Below are 18,712 nucleotides of genomic sequence, written 5' to 3' on the forward strand. Positions count from 1 at the left end.
CAGCTCTTGGTAACGCTACTGACTTGAAATTTTCACCATAGTGTCGTCGCGCTCGATCTTGAGCCCATAGGCATCGCGCAGAAGGCGCACGAACGAATCGACACTAGATGCCTGGAACGCGCCGCCGATCGGTATCCGGCCCGCCGCTGCATCGGTGACGACCAGCCGCGTACGATTGTAGCGGTTGAACTCGGCGACCACGTCGGTAAGCGGCGCCTGATCGAAACGCAGCATGCCGTCACGCCAGGCCAGCGCATTCTCGACTCGCGCCTCAGACTTGGCGGCGATCAGCGTTGACGCCCCGCGCGAGATCGCGGTGTCGCCTGCGGTGATGATCGCGGCATGCGCCATCTGCCCCTGCCCGTCATCGACGCGAACCCGGCCCTCAAGGACGTTCACTGTCACCCTGTCCCGGTCGCGGCGAACCGAGAATTTCGTGCCGAGCACGGTTACCGTCTGGTTGCCGGCGTGCACCACGAAAGGCTTGCCCTCGCGGTGCGCGACCTCGAAGAACGCCTCACCCGCATCGAGCCACACGTCGCGCCGGGCATCATTGACGGCGGTGCGCACCGCCGTCTGCGTGTTCAGCTCGATCCGGCTGCCATCGCTGAGCGGCACGACCCGGCGGCCGCCAAGCGGCGTGTCGAAACGCGCCTGCTGCACCGCCGGCGCCTGCCGGTCGAGCAGGCGGGGCCCGAACGCGACGCCGCCGATGCCGATCGCCGCTACCAGACTGGCGGCGATCGCCACCGACCACCAGCGCCGGGGCCCCGTGGGCGCCTCCGCCTCGGGCTGCGCGGCGATGCCGAGCGAACCGATACGATCCGCCTGCCGCCAGAGATGCTGGGCGCGCCAGAACGCAGCCTTGTGCGCCATCGACTCCTCGAGCCAGGCGTCAAGCCGGGCCTGCGCTTCCTCGGTCCAGTCCGCGCCGTTGCGACGGACCAGCCAGTCCAGCGCCCGATCCTCGATCGCTTCCTGCCGCCTCATGGCCGCACTCCATGATCGCTGTTTCGCCGGTAGCTCTTGCGGACGATCCTGCCCGAACCGCCGGCCATGTGATCGAACAGCGCCTTCATGCCGAGCTTGATTTGCCGCCGCACCGTCTCGATCGAGACGCCGAGCGATTCCGCCGCCTCACGATCGGTGAGGCCGTCGACCTTCTGCAGCAGGATCACCTCGCGGCACTTGGGCGGCAGCTTGTCGATCCCCTCCTTGGCGCGACGCAACTCGTCGCGCGCGCTGAGCGCCCGCTCTGCCTCGAACATGCCGAAATCCACGTCGCGATGAACGGCATCGAGGTCGGCGATCGCCTCGATCGGCACGATCCGGGCCCGCTTGGCATGGTTGATCAGGTGGTTGCGCGCGACCGTATAGACATAGGCGCGCGCGTTCGCCGGCAATGCGCGCCGCGCCCCGATCAGCACATGTTCGTAAATGTCCTGCCGCAGTTCCAGCACGTCTTCGGGCACTCTCCAGTTCCGGCGGATATAGGACGACAGCGCCCGTTCGAGAGGGAGCACCTCTCGCACAAACCAGACATGGAGGTCGTCATCGTCGATCATCCAGCCGGCGTGGGCCTCGTTTGCAGTTGCTCGAGGAGAGCAAGACAAGCTTCTGCGCAAAATTGGTAACGCGAATTTCGCCCGTTTCGAATTTTTTCGGAAGTGCGCGGTTGGGGGCTGCCATACTCCTCCGATAAGCGCCATGGCGGCAGAAAAGTACCGATCCGGACGTAACTGGCTGAATGCGCTCCAAAATTGGCAACAAATTCGCAATCCGACAACGATGACACCTCGCAGTCGCATCCTGGAAATAATCCTATGGTGCAGCGCAACACCCGCCTCTCCTTGCCGCGACCGCCGGCGCTCCAATTCGAACGGGAAGATCGCGCATGATCGGCATTGTCCGGGTCGCACTGTCCAAGCCATTGACCTTCATCGTCATGGCAATCTTCATTGCGCTGCTGGGCGTCCTCAGCGCGATGCGTGCGCCGGTGGACATTTTCCCTGACATCCGCGTGCCGGTGATCGCCACCGCCTGGCAATATGCCGGACTGCCGCCCGAGGAGATGGGCGGGCGGATCATCACCCCCTATGAGCGCGCACTGACGACGACGGTCAACGATATCGACCATATCGAGAGCCAGTCGATGCAGGGCGTCGGCGTGGTGAAGATCTTCTTCCAGCCCGGCGCCGACATTCGCCTCGCCAATGCCCAGGTCACTGCGATCTCGCAGACGCTGCTCCGCCAGCTGCCGCCGGGCACCACCCCGCCGCTGATCCTGAACTACAATGCCTCCACCGTGCCGATCCTCCAGCTCGCGCTGCAGGGCCAAGGCGTTTCGGAAAGCCAGCTGTTCGACATCGCGCTCAACCAAATCCGTGCGCAGCTGGTCACCGTGCCCGGCGCCGCCGTGCCGTTGCCGCAGGGCGGCAGCCAGCGCCAGGTGCAGATCGATCTCGATCCCCAGGCGCTCCAGTCCAAGGGGCTGTCGGCGCAGGATGTCGGCAACGCGATCGCGGCGCAGAACCAGATCAATCCGGCCGGCTTCGCGAAGATCGGCGAATTCCAGTACGCCGTCCGCCTCAACAACGCGCCGCAATCGATCGACGAGCTCAACGACCTGCCGGTGCGCGTCGTCGGCGGCGCGACGATCCGGATGCGCGACGTCGCCCATGTCCGCGACGGCGCGTCGCCGCAGACCAATGTCGTGCATGTCGATGGCGGCCGATCGGTGGTGCTTACCGTCCTCAAGAACGGCTCCGCCTCCACCCTGGCCATCGTGCAGGGCATCAAGGACAAGGTGAAGGCGATCCAGCCGACGCTGCCGCCGGGCGTGAAGATCGTCGTGCTGGGCGATCAATCGGTGTTCGTGCGTGCCGCCGTACAGGGCGTGATCTTCGAAGGCGCGATCGCCGCGGCGCTTACCTCGGCGATGATCCTGCTGTTCCTCGGCTCGTGGCGCTCCACCGTGATCATCGCGATCTCGATCCCGCTGGCGATCCTGTTCGCGATCATCGGCCTGACGATCACCGGCAACACGCTGAACGTGATGACATTGGGCGGCCTCGCGCTTGCCGTCGGCATCCTGGTCGACGACGCGACGGTGACGATCGAGAACATCAACTGGCATCTCGAACAGGGGAAACCCGTGCACCAGGCTATCCTGGACGGCGCGCAGCAGATTGTCGCGCCCGCCTTTGTCGCACTGCTCTGCATATGTATCGTGTTCGTGCCGATGTTCTTCCTGCCCGGGGTAGCCGGCTTCCTGTTCGTGCCGATGGCTCTGTCGGTGGTCTTCGCGATGATCGGCTCGTTCATTCTGTCGCGCACACTCGTGCCGACGATGGCCGCCTATTTCCTCAAGCCGCATGCGCCGGGGCATATCCACGAAGCGGGCACGCCCGGCAGCCGCAACCCGCTGGTGCGCTTCCAACGCGCGTTCGAGCATCGCTTCGAGCGGATCCGCGCCAGCTATGGCGACACGCTGAAGGGCCTGCTTGCCCGGCCGCGGCCCTTCGTGCTGGGCTTTCTGGGGCTGATCGCCGTGTCGTTCCTGCTGGTGCCGTTCCTCGGCCAGAACTTCTTCCCGTCGGTCGATTCGGGCGCGATCGCGATCCATGTCCGCGCGCCGGTGGGCAGCCGCATCGAAGAGACCTCGGCGCATTTCGATCGCGTCCAGCGCGCGATCCGGGAGATCATCCCCGCCAGGGAACTGACCTCGGTCGTCGACAATATCGGCCTGCCGGTCAGCTCGATCAACAATGTCTATAACAACTCGGGGACCTTCGGCCCGCAGGACGGCGACATCCTGATCCAGCTCGCCGAGCATCACGGCCCGACGGCGGACTATGTCGAGCAGCTCCGGACCAAGCTGCCGCAGCTCTTCCCGGGCTCGAGCTTCGCCTTCCTGCCCGCCGACATCACCAGCCAGATCCTGAACTTCGGTGCCCCCGCGCCGATCGACATCCAGGTCAACGGCAACAAGGTCGCCGCCAACACCGCGATCGCCCAGGACATCTTGCGCCGGATCGCCCGCATCCCCGGCGTCGCCGATGCCCGCGTCCAGCAATCGACGCGCTATCCGCAGATCAACGTTAATGTCGATCGCAACCGCATCGGCCAGTTCGGGCTGACCGAGCGCGACGTGACGACCAGCGTAGGCGCGTCGCTCGCCGGCACGCAGCAGACCGCGCCGGTCTTCTTCCTCAATCCGCAGAACGGCGTGTCCTATCCGGTGGTCGCGCAGGCCCCGGAATATCGCGTCGGCTCGATCAGCGACCTGTCGAACATCCCGGTGACCGGCAGTGGCGGCGACGCGCGCAACAGCCAGGTGCTGGGCGGCATCGCGACGATCACGCGCAGCAACGCCGCCGCCGTGGTCTCGCACTACAACATCGCCCCGGTGATCAACGTCTATGCGACCACCAGCGGCCGAGACCTGGGCGCGGTTTCCGCCGACATCCAGAAGGTGATCCGCGCCGCGCAGGAAAAGGCCCCGGCGGGCACCACGATCACGCTGCGCGGCCAATATGCGACGATGCAGAGCGCCTTTACCGGCCTGGGTTTCGGCCTGCTCGGTGCGGCGGTGCTGATCTACCTGCTGATCGTGGTCAACTTCCAGAGCTGGCTCGACCCGTTCGTGATCATCACCGCGCTGCCCGGCGCGCTGGCCGGCATCGTCTGGATGCTGTTCCTCAGCGGCACGACGCTGTCCGTCCCCGCCCTTACCGGCGCGATCATGTGCATGGGCGTGGCGACCGCCAATTCGATCCTGGTCGTCAGCTTCGCCCGCGAGCGGCTCGCCGAGCTGGGCGATGCGGTCCAGGCGGCGCTGGACGCGGGCATGACCCGCTTCCGTCCAGTGCTGATGACCGCACTCGCGATGATCATCGGCATGCTGCCGATGGCGCTCGGTCTGGGCGAAGGCGGCGAGCAGAACGCCCCGCTCGGCCGCGCCGTGATCGGCGGCCTACTGGTCGCGACCTTCGCCACGCTGATGTTCGTCCCCGTAATCTTCAGCCTTGCCCACAAGCGCAAGGCAGCGGCGCCCGCGCCCGCACCTGCCCCCCTGGAGGAAGCCCATGCCTGACACTGCTCCCAATCGTCGCAAATGGTGGGGTGTCGCGGCGGCCGCAGTGGCGGTCGCGCTGGTCGGATCCGGCATCTATGGCCGCATCCATGCCGAGCAGCATCTTGCCAGCGTCGCGGCCGGCGCGGCGGTGCCCACCGTCAACCTCATCGCGCCCAAGCCCGGCACCAACCACGACACGCTGACGCTGCCGGCCAATCTGCAGGCGCTGAACAACGCGCCGATCTATGCCCGCACCTCGGGCTATGTCCGCCAGTGGCTGGTCAATATCGGCGACACGGTCCACCGCGGCCAGGTGCTTGCCGTGCTCGACGCGCCGGAGGTCGAGCAGCAGCTCGCTGCCGCCCAGGCCGATCTGCAGACCGCACGCGCCAACCAGCAGCTTGCCAACACCACCGCGCAGCGCTGGAGCCAGATGCTGTCCAAGGACGCGGTCTCGCAGCAGGAGACTGACGAGAAGCGCGGCGAGCTCGCGGCGCGCACCGCGGTCACCGCGGCGGCCCAGGCCAATGTCCGCCGGCTCCAGGCGACGATCGGCTTCACCCGGCTGCGCGCACCGTTCGACGGCATCGTCACCACCCGCAATGCCGAGATCGGCGCGCTGGTGACGGCGGGCAATGCCGGCGCCCAGCCGCTGTTCGTCGTCGCCGACGTCAACCGCATCCGCGCCCTGGTCCGCGTGCCCCAGGGCTATTCCGCCGATGTGAAGCCGGGGATGGAAGTGACGCTGGCGCTACCCGAATATCCCGGCCGCACCTTCACCGCGACGATGACCCGCAGCGCCGGCGCGGTCGACCCCAGCTCGGGTACCGTGCTGGTCGAGCTGCAGGCGTCCAACGGCGACCGTGCGCTCAAGCCCGGTGCCTATGCCCAGGCCAGTTTCCCGATCCATGGCGGCGGCAATGCGCTGACGCTGCCGCCCAGCGCGCTGATGGTCGGCCAGGACGGCACGCGAGTCGCCGTGCTGCGCGCCGACGGCAAGGCCGAGCTGCGCAAGATCACCATCGGGCGCGACCTGGGCAAGTCGATCGAAGTAAGCGCGGGATTGTCGCCGAACGACCGGGTGATCGACAGCCCGCCGGAATCGCTCCAGACCGGCGATCCGGTGCGTGTCGCGCAGGGAGGCGCCAATGCGCGCTAGGCTCTCGCTGCTCGTTGCCGCGCTGCTTTCGGGTTGCGCGACCGCCCCCCATTATGCGGTGCCCGAAACCCCCGCCGTACCTGCGTTCAAGGAGCAAGGACCCTGGGTCACAGTCGGCACGGACCTGCCCGCCAATGCCGATTGGTGGCAGATGTTCGGAGACGCGACGCTCGACACGCTGATCCCCAAGATCGAGGCCGGCAACCCGAGCCTGGCCGCCGCGGTCGCGCGCTATGACCAGGCGGCTGCTCAGGTGCGCCGCGAACGTGCCGATCTGCTGCCGAACGTGAATGCAGGCGCCGATGCCGAGCGCGCGCGTGTGTCAGCCGGCCGCGCGCCGACCGCGCCGGGCGCTGCGACCTATAGCGATCGCAGCCTGGGCGTGTCGCTGGGTTACGAGCTCGATCTGTTCGGCCGCATCCGCAATTCGGTGCGCCAGGCCAGCGCCGGCGCACAGGCAAGCGAGGCCGATCTGGCCGCGACGAAGCTGGCGCTCCAGACGCGGCTCGCCTCGATCTATTTCGATCTGCGCGGCCTCGACGCCCGGCTGGTGCTGCTGCGCGAAAGCGTCGCGGCCTTCCAGCGCGCCTATGACCTCACCTCGACCCGGCATGACGGCGGCATCGCCTCCGGGCTGGACGTGAGCCGCGCGGCGACGATCCTCGCCAATGCCCGCGCCGAACTCGACGCTGTCGCGGCGGCGCGCGCGCGGGACGAGCACGCGATCGCGATCCTGATCGGCGAGGCGCCGGCGAGCTTCTCGCTGCCGGTCGCCGATCGCCTGATCGAAGCCCCCGCAGTTCCGGTCGGCTTGCCCTCCACCTTGCTCCAGCGGCGTCCCGATCTGGTCGCCGCCGAGCGCCGGGTGGCCGCGGCCAATGCCGGGATCGGCGTCGCCCGCGCCGCCTTGTTCCCACGGGTGACGCTGGGCGGCCAGGCCGGCTTCGAGACGATCCACGGCGACATCCTGTCGGCGTCGAACAGCTTCTGGGCATTGGGGCCACTGTCGGCGGTGGCCTCGATCTTCGACGGCGGCGCCCGTCGCGCCAATCTGCGGATCGCCCGCGCCCAGTTCGACGAATCCGCGGCGCTCTATCGCGGCGCCGTGCTCGATGCGTTTCGCGAGGTCGAGGACTATCTCGCCACCGCGCGCGACCTTGCATCGCAGGAGCACAACCAGCTCGACGCAGTCACGGCCGCCGAGCGCACGCGCGACCTTGCGATGACGCGCTACCGCGACGGCGCCTCGGACTATCTGGAAGTGGTCACTGCGCAAACCGCGGCGCTCGACGCGCGGCGCGCGCTGCTGATTACCCAGGCCGCCCAGCTGGGCGTCGCGACGGACATGGTGCGCGCAGTCGGCGGCGGCTATTTGCGGGCCCGCTAACCTGCGCCAAGGTGCCGCGCGCCATCCTCAATTGGGTTTGGGAGAAAATTCGCTGAGCATCGCGAGCAGCCCTTCGCGTCCGCCGGCAGCACCTGCTGCCGCCCTGGCGATGATCTGCTCGATGCCGACGGCCCGCCCTTCATAGACGAGCGACCAGCGGCCGAACTGCCGCGCCGGCATTGCGCCCTCTGCCAGCGTGATCACTTCGGCAAGGCCGGGGTCCGCCATGGTTTGGGCGCGAAGCGCGGCAATGTCATCCTGACCGCCTTCCAGCCATTCGACCTGCCAGTCGTCTGCGCGCACCATCATTCCAGTCACGCCCGGCCAGATGTCGCGGTCCACTACCCGACCCTGACCGCAATCGCCGCATCCACAGGAGCGGCTTACATAGAGCCATTGCGTGAGTGTCATGTTCGTGTCCCGAATGTGTCCGTCTTGTTTCTTACCTTGCAGGCGCCTCTCCCGACATCAGTATTTATACGTGTTTTCAGGGGTCAAGCGATGCAATCGACCAAATTTCCGGGTGCATCCATGGAAGCCGTATAGCGCAGCAACGCCTCGGCCGGCCGCAGCAGCGGCCGGGGCGGATCGCGCCGGCATAGCGCTTCGTCGAGCGTGGAGGCGGGCCTGGGGAAGCGTCGCCCGATTTGCGCTACGTCGGGCCAAGGCAAGCGTGCGACGACCAGCGTGCACTCCTCCCATCGCCCTTCAGATCCGTCCATCACCGCGATTGAATCGCGCGCGGGGATCGGATCGACAAGATGGCAATCCTACCATTCGGAAGGAAACCCTTCCGCAACCATAAGTGCCGGCGGGAAGCGGATACCGTAGTACTACCGTCACCCCGTTAATGGCGGATTCCGGTGCAAAGGGCACAAAACCCTTGAGATTCTTCAGAACGAGGGGTGCATCGATTGTCTGAGAGAGGAAACGTCGCCGCTACGGAACCGGCCGAGATCCCAGCCTATGCCAACCCAGCCGAGCGGCGCCGCGATCTACGCATTTCGCAGCTGTTTCGCACCGTGCATTTTACCTTTGGCGATGCGCCGTTCGAATTTCGCCTGCGGACGCTGTCGTTGCGGGGGGCCTCCGGCATTGCCGCCGAGCCGCTCGAGAAGGGGCAGACGGGCACGGTGTTGTTCGAGGGCGGCCGCAGCGTGCCGGCAAGCGTGCGCTGGACCCGCGAACAACTCGCCGGTCTCTATTTTTCCCTGCCGCTGCCGCTCGATCTGCTGCATGTAGGTCGCCATGACCAGAAAGGCGGCACAACGCCGCGGGCGCGCCGCTATTCCGTCGCGCGCCCCGCAACGCTGATCTGCGCTGGAGACAAGCGCTTGGCGGTCGAAATTCGCAACATTTCTGAAGGCGGCATGTTGATCTTTGGCCGGCCGATATTACTGCCCGGTCAGGTCGTCGAGATCGTCTGTGGGGCGGCACCGCTTTTGCGGTGTCAGGTTCGGTGGGTGCGCAACGGGTTCGCGGGCCTTCAGTTCGCTGCGCCGATCTCGCTCGCCGAATTTGACGATCAAAGCCGAGCGTAAATGGGATCGCATGGAACAACGCGTCGAAGCATATTTCCTGCCGGGCGGGGCCGGCCCACCAACCGCGCCCGGTCACCATGCCAGATTGCCGGATGTATCCGGCAATATCGTACGCAAGGTTTACATCATCGACGATGAGCGTGCGTCGCGGCAGTCGATGCACTTCCTCGTCACGACGCTCGGCTATCGCGCGCGGCCGTTCCTGAACGGGTATGATTTCCTCGAGGAGATCGACTCGCTCAGGCCCGGCTGCGTGTTGCTGGACCTGTGGATGCCCGGGCTTGGGGGTCTGGATGTGCTCCAGCGCATGGGCGGACGGTTCGACGTGCTGCCGGTCATCATGATGACCGGCCATGCCGATATTCCAACCGCGATCCGCGCGATGAAGCTGGGTGCGAGCGATTTTCTCGAAAAGCCGACGAACCAGGTGCTGCTCCAGCAGGCCCTGGCGCGCGCGTTCGAGACGATCGACCAGCAACGCGATGCGAACCAGGCGCTCACGCAGAATGCCAGGCTGTTGTCCTCGCTTTCCGTGCGCGAGATGGAGGTGTTGCGCGGCCTCGGCGCAGGCCAGTCGAACAAGGCGATCGCTGCCGACCTGGGCCTGAGCGTCCGCACGATCGAGATGCATCGCGCGCGGATGATGGACCGGCTGGGAGTGAAGAATCTCGCGGACGTCGTCGCGCTCGCGCTCGAGATGGGCGTCGTGCGCGGCCCGCGCCGACCTTCATGACAATCGCAGGGTGATCATCGGGGCGAAGGCATAGGCCCCAGCCCGCACCTTCTGCCCACCCGCCAGCCGGCCATAGACGGTGTAGGACATGCTGCGGCGCTCCCCCGGCGCCAGCACCATGCTCCCCACAAGCGTCGCAGTGCCGCCCATGCCGTCACCCCAGCGCCGCAGGCGCGTGGCATCGACGAATATCCCGAAACGCAGCGCCGGGCCGCCCTCCGGCGCCTCCAGCGCATCGCGTCCCGTCCCCAGCAGCGCGATCTCGTAGCCGATGCTCTCCGCCTGGCTGGCAGTGCAGGTCACGGTGATCGTCGCCGTGACATCGGTCGGACCGCGCAAGGTCGGCCGATAGCTGCCGAATACCAGCGGAGTCGCCTGCACGGTGCAATCCGCCGCGTGCGCGGCACCGGCCAGGCCGAGCAGTGCAGCGAGTGCCGTCGCGGCTGGCAGGACAAGCTTCACTGGCATGCCAGTCTCCCGAGATTGGGCAGCGCATCTGCGTGCGCGGGATAGGTGACGGTTACCCGGCATTTGCCGCCCGCGGGCAAATCCACGGTCAGTATTGCCTGGGCACCCGGCATTGGGAGGTAGAGGTCCCCGCCATAGCCGATCGGGACCGGAGCCCCGCCACCCCCGGGCTGGGCCAGGCTCCCCGCCGGCAGCGGCGTTCCGCTCGCATCGACCAGACTCAGTCGCACCGCCCGGGCCCGCTCGATCGGGAAGCGCACGACCGTGCTCGCGGCCCGATACGGCACCACCATGCGCGCCGAATCGCTGACGGTGGCGTCGAGGGGCAGCGCGTCCAGGTCGATGCTGACGCGATTGGCCTCGAAGGCGCGCAATTCGGGCGCGAGCAGCAGCCCGGCGCTGTTGGTCTGTCCGACCCGCCGGTTCTCGACATAGACGTCGATGCCTGCCTGGCCATCGGTGTCGATCACGGCATAGCTGTCGATGATGCGATTGCTTGCGAACACGCCGCCATGCGCCACCACGAGCGAACCTTCGGCAGTCGCGCGCGCCACGGTGCGGTTGCGGCCGCGATCGACACCGATACCGAACTCGCCGACGGCAGCGCGATAGCGCAGTTCGCCGAACCCGCCGAGCCGATCCTCCTCGGCCGAAACCGCTCCGCGCCAGCCCCAGCTGCCGATGCCGGTCACAGGATCGCTCGCCTGGATGGTCGCGCTGCGCTGGCCGCGTGCGGCGGTCGCGCTGGCGGAAGCTGTCTTGCCGCCGCCCAGCGCCAGCGAAAGCGACAGCATGCCGCCGGTGCCTCCCGTGTCGCGCAAGTCGCGATAGCCGGTCGCGAACAGGCGGAAGCGTTCGCCGAGTGCGCGTTGCCAGCTCAGCGTCACCAGCCGGGTATCGGTCCGGTCGGCCCAGTCGATCTCGGCATAGCCGGCACCAAGCGAGCCCAGGGCTTCGGTGCGAAAGCCGAAGCGCGCGCGCGCCACGGTGCGCGGCTCGGGTTCGCCGTTGATCGCGGCAATGTCGCGATAGGCGCTGTCGGCATGCTGGATCGAGGCACCGAACGAGAGGTTGCGCGAGGTGCGGTCGACCGCGACCGAATAGAGCGCTCCCGTCTGCCCCTCCGCCCGGCTCGCGCTCCCGGCCAGCGAGACGGTGCCGAGCGCGCCGACGCGGAACGTGGCGCCCAGCCCGGCATTGAGCAGCCCCTCGGCCGCCTCGGCATGGGCCTCGCCAGTCACCCAGTCGGAGATCCCCCGGCGCAACGTCGCGGAGGCTGCCATGCCCGTGTAGCGATCGCTCGCCAGCCCGAAATCGCGGCGCACCCAGCCAAGCTCGGCGCTGAACGCCTGCAGCCCCGGCGCGAGCATCAAGGGGCTGGCATAGAAGGGAAGCTGTTGCACCACCTGCCGCCCGAGTGCGTCCTGGGTAACGACCGAGACCTGGTTGGCACCACCCATCACCGGCAGCCGCGGAATCTCGAACGGGCCCTGCCCCACCTTCTGCGACAGCCGCTCGACGCCATCAACAAGCACGCTTACCGTCGTCGGCACCGCCGCGGTTCCTGCCGCACGCGGCACCGGGAAGGTGACCAGGTCGGGCCGCATCGAGAAGTCCGAGGCGATCTGGACCCCGCCCATCCGCACCGGCCGGCTCCAATCGAGCCCGCCCGAGATGACATCGCCGACGCGATAGACGCGCATTCCGCCCGGGTCCGAATAGCTCAACACCGTCTCCAGCCGCCGCACCCGGGTATCGATATCATCGCCCGCCGACACGGTGACGGTCGTGCGCGCCGCCAGCGGACCGCGCGAGACGCCGGCCTCGAATGCACCGGCCACGCGTGGCCCGGAGCGATCATCCTGCTCGAACTGCAGGTCATAGTTCAGCACGACGCCGACTCCGGTGACGGGTGACAGTGCCGGTGTCGCGCTGTCCCGCGCGCCGACCCGGGTCGCGAGCACCGCGCCCTGCCCCGCATCGATCGACAGCACCGCCGCCGCGCTGTCGTAGCGCGCCTGCACGCCGGGCAGCCCGTCGATCCGGACCAGCGCCCGCTCGTCGCCGGGCGGCAGCAGCAGCCCGATCGCCCGCAGGTCGCCGCGGCGGGCATAGAGCCCGTCGGGCCGCTGCACGACCTCGATCACATTGCCTGTGTCGCGCCCGTTCAGGATTACCGCGACCACCGCCAGCCCCGCGAGATCGGCTTCCACGGCGGGCGGGTCCGCGGATGCGGGGGAACGGTTGTCGGACAGGAGGGCCAGCAGAACGGCCATGAGCAGCACCTGGATCAACTCGATCGGCGCGACACCGCGGTCTCGATCGTCTTGCCCCGCATCTGGAAGCGAACCTGCGCGCCCTGCCCGGGCGCCAGCGTCAACCCCGGCGGCAGCGACCAGCGCCGCTCCCCACCGGCCAGCACATAGCGGCTGCCGTTGCTGGGTATCTCGACATAGGCGCCGGTGCCGCCGCGCAGCGCAAGCGCGTCGAAACGCAGATGCACCCCGGCGCGGTTGCGCACCGTCAGGAAGCTGCCGCCCTTGCCATCGGGCACCAGCCCCCATTCGGGCTCGGCGCTGTCCTTCTGGCGGGGCACGCCCGCGAACAGCGGCAGCGACAAGGTGAGATGGACTTGGATCTGCCCGCCCTTCGGCGCCTCGGGCAGGCGATCCGCGACGATGCGATAGGCGCGCTCCCCCTCGACCGGCGCACGCAGCAGCACCCGGACGACCTGCTCCTTGCCCGGGCCAAGCCGCACCAGCGGCGGGCCGATCACCAGATCGTCCGTCGGGCTCAACTGGTCGCGCCCGTCCAGGCCCTGGTGCCAGACAAAGGCGCGCAGCTGGACCAGATGTTCCTTGCCGGTGCCGTTACGAAGCCGCAGCGTGCCCGCCAGTTTACCGGCAGGCAGTTCGATCACCACCGGATCGACCGACAGCCCCTGCGCCGAAGCCGGGCACGACCATGCCGCACCCAGCCCCAGCAAGACGGCAAGGCCCGTCGCCTTCCAGACAAACCTTGCCGACTGCATGCTCAGTACTCGACCGTGACGTTCACGGTGTCGGTATAGCTGTCGGCCTTGGCGGCCTGCAGCGACGCGGTCGGAATCTCAAGATACACGGTGTGCGTCTCGGAATCGCCGGTGCCGGTATAGGCCGCGGTACCGCCGGCAACCGTCGGCCATGCCGTTGCGTAATCGGAGGCGGTGTAAAGGCCATAGGGCAGCGCTTCACCGGTGTCGTCGCCCAGCAGGTTGCGGGTACCATTGGCGTAGTTGGCACCATTGTCGATCAGCACGTCATAGCCCGTGCCGTTGGTGCAGGTGACGTCGATGTCGGCGGTGCCCGTGCCAGCCGACGCGCCGGTGAGGCCGGTCAGCGAGATCGCACCGACCTGGTCGATCGAGCAGCTTGCAACGACTTCGGCCGAGATCGACATCGTCGACGGGCCCGCGGTCTGTGCCATCGCGGGCGTGGCGATGCAGGCCCCTGCCGCGAGCCCGGTGGGCAGCAGCAACTTACTAATCGAACGCATAATTTTCTCCGATTCCCTGGAATGCCCCCCGCAAGTTGGGGCACGCATGGCTCTAGGGCGGCGGAATTTTCGGAGATGTTTTTCGCGCGACCGTAGTCACCCGGTACGCGATCGTTTCGATTTCGACGAAAAATGCCCGGATTCGCTGCAAGCCCGCGGCATGCGCTGGTTAACTGCCCGGTATGAGGCTGCAACTGACATGCGCGGCGCCTTGCAAACCCCTTTCAGGTGGAGGGCCTTGGGGAAGGCCGCGTGGTGCCCTGCCATCCCCACGGTTTCAGCAATATGCCGTACCTGCATGAATGAATGCATAATTGCAATTGCGAGTCACTTGCAAATAAGATCCAAATTCGTCATGGAGCGGCCCTCATCAAGGGGGTCCCATGTCTCGTACCGTACGTCTCACGCTCGTTCTCGGCACCGCGATCGCGCTCGTTCAAGCCGCCCATGCCCAGGAAGCGCAGCGCCTTCCCGAAGTGACCGCCGACGCGGAGAAGCAAACGCCGGCCTATGAACGGGGCGAAGGAGTCGACAGCGGGACGACGCGTATCGGCGAGGCAGAGGTGAAGGCCCGCGCGCCGGGCTCGGGCGATGCGATGCAGTTGCTCAAGGTCCTGCCGACGGTGCAGTTCTCGCGCGAGGAATTCCTCGCCACGCGCGAGAACATCCAGGACATCCGCCCGGCCGACATCTCCATCTCCGGCGGACGCATCTACGACAATCTCTTCACCATGGACGGCGTCGACGTATCGGCGCGGGTCGAGACCGCCGGCGAGCGCAGCAGCGAAAACCCGTTCGCGCTGCACTCGCCCGAAAGCGCGATTTCGCAGTCGCTTTGGGTCGATACCAATCTGGTCGGCGCGATCGTGGTGCGCGATTCGAACGTTTCGGCCGAATATGGCCGCTTCACCGGCGGCGCGGTCGATGTGCAGACGCGTGCGCCGCGCAGCCGCTTCGGCGGGTCCACCACCGTGTCCTACACCTCCGACTGGCTGACCAGCTTCAAGGTGTCGGACGAAGCCCGCACCCGACTGGCGGGCAATTTCCCGGAACGCCCCTCGTTCGAGAAGATCCGCTTCGGCGCCACGCTCGACGTGCCGATCACCGACACGATCCAGACGCTGTTCGCCTATAACCGCTCGCAATCCGACGTCGTCTATTCGCGCGGCGCGAATTACGGCTCGACCCCGTTCGGCCAGCGCAGCCGCAGCGAGAATTTCATGGGCAAGATCAATGCCGAGTTCGGCGATCTGCGCGTGACCGGCCAGGCGACCTATACGCCCTATACCAGCCAGGCATCGCAGCCCAACGGCTATGACAACCAGGTCACCTCGCAGGGCGGCGGCGTCACCGGCCAGCTGGGCCTGGAGATGAACGGCAAGATCGACTGGTCGGTCCGTGCCAGCTACACCCATAGCAACACCGGCCGCGAGGCATCGCCGATCAACTATTCGATCCCGTCGAGCACCACCAACGGCGCGGTGTGCGTCGCCACCTCGTGCACGATCGGCGGCTTTGGCGACCTCAACCAGACGCAGGACAACTATCAGTTGAACGCCCGCGCCTCGACCGACCTGTGGGGCGGCACCCTCGCCGGCGGCATCGACCTGCAGCGCATCGACGGGATGCGCGAGCGCCCGGTCGACGGCTATGCCTATCTTACCAACACCACAGTCGCGCGCGCGACCATCGTCTGTGCGGCGGGCGACAGCATGTCCTGCGTCACCGGGCAATATGCGCTGCTCAGCCGGCAGATGTACTCTGCCTATCGGGCGAACGTTTCGATGGGCAGCGCCGCGGGCTGGCTCGAATACCATATCGGCGGCGGCGGCTTCGATACACGCATCGGCGTGCGCTACGATTATGAGGAGTTCCTGGGGAACCATAATTTCGCACCGCGGCTGACCACCTCCTACACCGTGCCGGGCACGCGCTGGAAGGTGACTGCCGGCGTCAATCGCTATTATGGCCGCTCGATGTTCGCCTATGCGCTGCGCGAGAAACTGCCCGCGACCATCATCGAGCGGCGCGTTCCGGTGCTGACCAACGGACAGAATATCGTCTCGGAAAACTGGGCGTTCGGCAGCGCCAGCCGCACCACCTATGCCAACAAGTCGACGCTAAAGACGCCGCGATCGGACGAAATCAGCGCGAATGTCAGCGGCCCGATCTTCGGCGGCACGCTGACCCTCCGCGGAGTGTATCGGCGCGGCGAAAACGAGTTCAATCGTTCGGAGGTGCAGGTTGCGACGATGACGCTCCCGAACGGCCGGGTGCAGAACTACAACGAATATGTGCTGAACAATGACGGCTTCAGCCGCTATCGCGGCGGCTCGATCGAATGGCAGCGCACCTTCGGCAAGCACACCGTCGCGCTCAGCACCAACTTCTCGAAAACCAAGACGTCGAATACCGACTATATCGAGGACGCCAGCGACCTGATCGACGACACGGTCGTCGCCTATAAGGGCCAGTTGCTGACCTATTCGCAGCTCACGCTGCTCTCGCAGCGCGAGGATTTCGCCACGCCGTTCATGGTCAACGGAACGCTCACCTCGCGCTGGTGGCACGATCGGATCACCACCAACCTCAATCTGCGCTATCGCGATCCGTTCCAGATGATCATGCAGGACGGCACCACGACGATCGATGGCGTGCGCTATGACAATTACGACCTGATCCGCGTGCCGGCGAGCGTCGAGGCCAACATGAACATCCAGGCCGAATTGCTGCGCAACGAGCTCGGCGCACTGACGTTGGACGTTCGGATCGCCAATCTGCTCGACTCGATTCCGGTGCGGAACGCCACGGCCACCACCCAGCCCTATCAATATGGTCGTTCGTTCTGGACTGGCCTGACGTTCCGCTTCTGATGCAGAGGGAAGGCTTGCCCCCCGGTGTCCGGCGCCTGCTGCACGGTGTGATGGCGGTGTCGGCGATCGTGTTGCTGGCCGGTATGGCGCAGGACATCCTGCCCGATATCGCCGGGCTGCGCGCACGCTATGGGGGCAAGCCCGTGGAATGGGTGCGGCCGCAGGTCGATGCGGGGGCAAGCTTCACCGAATTCGCCGCGCTGCCGCCCGCCCCGCGGCTTCAGGGCAACGACCTGCTGCTCGCCCGGGTCGGCGCGCAGCTGTTCGACGATCCGCGGCTTTCGCGATCGGGGCAGATCGCGTGTGCGACCTGCCATATTCGCGAACTCGGCTTCAGCAACGGCATCCGCAGCGCCTTTGGCCACGACCGTCAGCGCGGCAAGCGCAACGTCCAGTCGCTGTTCACCGCCGATTTCACCCGCGAGCTGTTCTGGGACGGACGCGCCGCGACGCTCGAGGAGCAGGCGCTGATGCCGATCGTCGACGGCGTCGAGATGGCGGCATCGCTCGGCTCGATCGAGCGGCGCGTCAACGCCGAGCCGGTCTATCGCGCCGCATTCGCCGCCATGGGGCACAAGGGCCGGATTACCCGGCGCGACATCGCGCGCGCGCTCGCCGCCTTCGAGCGGACGCTCCGCCCGCCCCGCTCGCGCTTCGATCGCGTGCTGGCCGCGGGCGCATCGTCGCTGACCGATCAGGAACTCTGGGGGCTCGATCTGTTCCGGGGCAAGGCCCGGTGCGTCGCCTGCCACAGTGGCGCAGAGCTCAGCGACGGGAACTACCACAATCTCGGCCTGAGCTTCTACGGCCGCGCACTCGAAGATCTCGGGCGCTTCAACGTCACCAAACGCGCCGAGGATGTCGGGCGCTTCCGCACGCCCTCGCTGCGCGGGATCGGGCGTACCGCGCCCTATATGCACAACGGCCTGTTGCGGACGCTGCCCAATGTCGTGGCCTTCTACAACGGCGGCGGCGGGCGCGATCGCGATACGGCCGTATCGGAGAGCGGCGCACCGCACCCAACCCCCGATCCGTTGATGCGCCCGCTCGGGCTGACCAGGGCCGAGCGCGAAGCGCTCGTCGCCTTCCTCGAGACGCTCTAGGAGCGATAGCGCAGCGGCACCTCGAAGACCCGCGCCGACGCCGGCAGCGATGCGGGCGGGCGCGGAAACGGCGCAGCACGCCGGACCTGGTCGAGCGCCAGTTGGTCGAGCCACGCGCTGCCGCTCGGCTGGGCGATCGCGCTCATGATGAGCTGGCCGCGCGGATCGAGCGAAAAGCGCACGATGACCAGACCGCCGTTCGAACGCCGGGCGAGGTCGGCCGGAAAGCTCTTGCGCGCCTCCAGCCACGCCACGATCCTGCGCGCATATGCGTTGGAGATGTCGGGATCGGCCGCGGCCGGCTGCGGACTACCGGCCGCCTGCCTGGCCGGGGCGCCGGAAGCGGGCGCGGAGGAGGACGACACCGCCTTGGCTTCCCCCTTGTCGAACACGCTTGCCGGCAGCGGCAGCTCGACGGCCGCCGCAGGTTCCTCCAGCTGGATTTGCATGGGCGAAAGTCGCTGGTTGACGGACACCGTTTCCACGAGCGGCGGACGAGGACTGCTGGCCGGTTGCTGCTGCGGATCGTCAGGTTGATCTGTCGGAGGAGCGGCTTCGGGCGACGCCGGGTTCGCCGCTTCGACGTCGAAAAGATGCAGGCCGCGAGCAGGCTTCTGCTCGCCCTGCTTCATCTCGAAGCTCAATACCGAGAGAAGCAGCCCGCACTCGAGCGCCCCGGCAAGAAGCACCGCACAAAGACGATCGCGTGCCATCTTCGCCGCCTATGTCAAACGATAATGATTTTCAATAGCTAGTGGGTGAGCGCCCCGGTTGGCCTGTCCTGGTCCCCGGCGGCCGATCGCAGCGGGCAGCGGATCGCACCGATTCCCTTTGCCT

General features: G+C 67.0%; 15 protein-coding genes. 7 read left to right on the forward strand and 8 right to left on the reverse strand.

The annotated features are described in order from the left end of the window. Positions 1 to 15: 15 nt before the first annotated feature. Together P6144_RS19735 and P6144_RS19740 are read right to left on the reverse strand one after the other, a co-directional pair. Positions 16 to 990 carry a FecR domain-containing protein gene (locus P6144_RS19735; protein ID WP_277769539.1) on the reverse strand — a complete coding sequence of 325 codons (975 nt, stop codon included), beginning with the start codon at positions 988 to 990 and terminating at the stop codon, positions 16 to 18. Then, positions 987 to 1,565, reverse strand: a complete 579-nt coding sequence (locus P6144_RS19740; RefSeq protein WP_277769540.1) for an RNA polymerase sigma factor — start codon at positions 1,563 to 1,565, stop codon at positions 987 to 989. The genes P6144_RS19735 and P6144_RS19740 overlap by 4 nt, the downstream gene beginning before the upstream one ends. A 329-nt stretch (positions 1,566 to 1,894) precedes the next feature. On the opposite strand from P6144_RS19740, the gene P6144_RS19745 reads away from it, so the two are divergent. From P6144_RS19745 to P6144_RS19755, 3 genes are read left to right on the forward strand one after another with little or no spacing between them, the layout of a single operon-like run. After that, the gene (locus P6144_RS19745) at positions 1,895 to 5,095 is read left to right on the forward strand and encodes an efflux RND transporter permease subunit (protein WP_277769541.1); all 3,201 of its coding nucleotides are present in this window, start codon (positions 1,895 to 1,897) and stop codon (positions 5,093 to 5,095) included. Continuing rightward, a complete protein-coding gene (locus tag P6144_RS19750) occupies positions 5,088 to 6,236 on the forward strand; it encodes an efflux RND transporter periplasmic adaptor subunit (protein ID WP_277769542.1) in 1,149 nt (382 codons plus the stop codon). The genes P6144_RS19745 and P6144_RS19750 overlap by 8 nt, the downstream gene beginning before the upstream one ends. Continuing rightward, entirely contained in the window at positions 6,226 to 7,623 is a 1,398-nt protein-coding gene (locus tag P6144_RS19755; protein ID WP_277769543.1) for an efflux transporter outer membrane subunit, read from the forward strand. The genes P6144_RS19750 and P6144_RS19755 overlap by 11 nt, the downstream gene beginning before the upstream one ends. A gap of 27 nt (positions 7,624 to 7,650) precedes the next feature. On the opposite strand, the gene P6144_RS19760 is transcribed toward P6144_RS19755, so the two are convergent. After that, positions 7,651 to 7,965, reverse strand: coding sequence for a BLUF domain-containing protein (locus P6144_RS19760; RefSeq protein ID WP_277769544.1), 315 nt, complete (start codon positions 7,963 to 7,965; stop codon positions 7,651 to 7,653). A 572-nt stretch (positions 7,966 to 8,537) separates the two neighbouring features. On the opposite strand from P6144_RS19760, the gene P6144_RS19765 reads away from it, so the two are divergent. After that, complete coding sequence (locus P6144_RS19765) at positions 8,538 to 9,164, forward strand: PilZ domain-containing protein (RefSeq protein WP_277769545.1); 627 nt, start codon at positions 8,538 to 8,540, stop codon at positions 9,162 to 9,164. Continuing rightward, positions 9,142 to 9,897: a response regulator gene (locus P6144_RS19770; protein WP_277769546.1), complete on the forward strand. Its 756-nt coding sequence runs from the start codon at positions 9,142 to 9,144 to the stop codon at positions 9,895 to 9,897. Before P6144_RS19765 ends, P6144_RS19770 begins: the two co-directional genes overlap by 23 nt. On the opposite strand, the gene P6144_RS19775 is transcribed toward P6144_RS19770, so the two are convergent. The 4 genes from P6144_RS19775 to P6144_RS19790 are packed head-to-tail and all read right to left on the reverse strand — an operon-like array spanning position 9,892 to position 13,899. Beyond that, complete coding sequence (locus P6144_RS19775) at positions 9,892 to 10,365, reverse strand: spore coat U domain-containing protein (protein ID WP_277769547.1); 474 nt, start codon at positions 10,363 to 10,365, stop codon at positions 9,892 to 9,894. The two genes, P6144_RS19770 and P6144_RS19775, sit on opposite strands and share 6 nt — an antisense overlap. Beyond that, complete coding sequence (locus P6144_RS19780) at positions 10,356 to 12,641, reverse strand: fimbria/pilus outer membrane usher protein (RefSeq protein WP_277769548.1); 2,286 nt, start codon at positions 12,639 to 12,641, stop codon at positions 10,356 to 10,358. The genes P6144_RS19775 and P6144_RS19780 overlap by 10 nt, the downstream gene beginning before the upstream one ends. 14 nt (positions 12,642 to 12,655) lie before the next feature. Next, positions 12,656 to 13,396 carry a fimbria/pilus periplasmic chaperone gene (locus P6144_RS19785; protein WP_277769549.1) on the reverse strand — a complete coding sequence of 247 codons (741 nt, stop codon included), beginning with the start codon at positions 13,394 to 13,396 and terminating at the stop codon, positions 12,656 to 12,658. Positions 13,397 to 13,398: 2 nt separating this feature from the next. Beyond that, on the reverse strand, positions 13,399 to 13,899 hold the full coding sequence (locus P6144_RS19790) for a spore coat U domain-containing protein (protein ID WP_277769550.1): 501 nt from the start codon (positions 13,897 to 13,899) through the stop codon (positions 13,399 to 13,401). A 383-nt stretch (positions 13,900 to 14,282) separates the two neighbouring features. On the opposite strand from P6144_RS19790, the gene P6144_RS19795 reads away from it, so the two are divergent. Next, on the forward strand, positions 14,283 to 16,772 hold the full coding sequence (locus P6144_RS19795) for an energy transducer TonB (RefSeq protein ID WP_277769551.1): 2,490 nt from the start codon (positions 14,283 to 14,285) through the stop codon (positions 16,770 to 16,772). 50 nt (positions 16,773 to 16,822) lie between these two features. Then, positions 16,823 to 17,875: a cytochrome c peroxidase gene (locus P6144_RS19800; RefSeq protein ID WP_277769552.1), complete on the forward strand. Its 1,053-nt coding sequence runs from the start codon at positions 16,823 to 16,825 to the stop codon at positions 17,873 to 17,875. Here the strand turns inward: P6144_RS19800 and P6144_RS19805 are convergent. Continuing rightward, positions 17,872 to 18,588 (reverse strand): energy transducer TonB, encoded by a 717-nt coding sequence (locus P6144_RS19805; RefSeq protein WP_277769553.1) that lies wholly within the window; start codon positions 18,586 to 18,588, stop codon positions 17,872 to 17,874. The two genes, P6144_RS19800 and P6144_RS19805, sit on opposite strands and share 4 nt — an antisense overlap. Positions 18,589 to 18,712 lie beyond the last annotated feature (124 nt).

Source organism: Sphingomonas sp. HITSZ_GF (genome assembly GCF_029543155.1).
Classification (GTDB): Bacteria; Pseudomonadota; Alphaproteobacteria; order Sphingomonadales; family Sphingomonadaceae; genus Sphingomonas.